Below are 915 nucleotides of genomic sequence, written 5' to 3'. Positions count from 1 at the left end.
CGACAGTCCGAGCCCATGGTTTTCCTTGCTGTTCGCGCGCGCTTCCTCGAGCCGGTAGAAGCGCTCGAACACGTGCGAGCGCTGCACGGGGTCGATCGGCTCGCCGGGGTTCGACACGGCCATCTCGACGAGCGTGTCGCGGCGCGTGATCGTCACGTTCAGCGTCGCGCCGGGCGCCGAATGCTGGATCGCGTTGATCAGCAGGTTCGTCATCGCGCGGCGGAACAGCGACGGATCGACGGCCGCGCGCGCGTCGCCGTGCAGTTCGGCACGCAACTGCGCCTCGTCGAGCGGGATTTCGAGGAAGTCGAGCATGCGCCGCACCTCGTCGGCGAGCGACACGTCCTTCAGGTCGCTCGCGCGCTCGCCGCGGTCGCTGCGCGACAGGAACAGCATGTCGTTGATGATCACGCGCAGCCGCTCGAATTCCTCGAGGTTCGATTGCAGCGTCTGGCGCATCCGGTCGACGGAACGGTCGCGGCTCGTCAGCGCGACCTGGGTCTGGCCGATCAGGATGCTGATCGGCGTGCGCAGCTCGTGCGCGACGTCCGCGTTGAACGCTTCGAGCCGCGCGTAGGTTTGCTGGATGCGTTCGAGCGCGCCGTTGAACGACGTGGCGAGATCGCGCAACTCGGTGGGTAGCGCGTCGGTGTGCAGCCGCTGGCGGCGGTTTGTCGCGCTGACGCTCGCCGCGTCCTGCGACAGCCGGTCGAGCGGCGCGAGCCCGAAGCGCGCGACCGCGCGGCTCAGCAGCAGCGTGATGACGGTGGCCGTCGCGATCAGCGCGGCCAGCGTCCAGCCGAAGCGGCGCAGCATCCGCTGCGTCCGTTCGCACGTCGTCGCGACGACCAGTTGCAGCGTCGGCCGCTCGCCGGCGCCGGCCAGCGTGATGGTCTTCGTCATCACCGCGTAGCT

Annotated in this window: 1 protein-coding gene; it reads right to left on the bottom strand. The window is 69.3% G+C overall.

Features of this window, described 5'->3' with window-relative positions; all coding sequences use genetic code 11:
* A partial coding sequence (locus JMF90_RS38635; protein WP_201326502.1) for a heavy metal sensor histidine kinase occupies nt 1-915 on the bottom strand: 915 nt, incomplete at both ends.

Origin of the sequence: Burkholderia sp. E168m23, assembly GCF_016586125.1 — a bacterium.
In the GTDB taxonomy this organism is placed as follows: Bacteria; Pseudomonadota; Gammaproteobacteria; order Burkholderiales; family Burkholderiaceae; genus Burkholderia; species Burkholderia orbicola.
The sequence above is the reverse complement of the archived record's forward strand: the minus strand, read 5'-3'. Positions and strand labels throughout refer to the sequence as shown.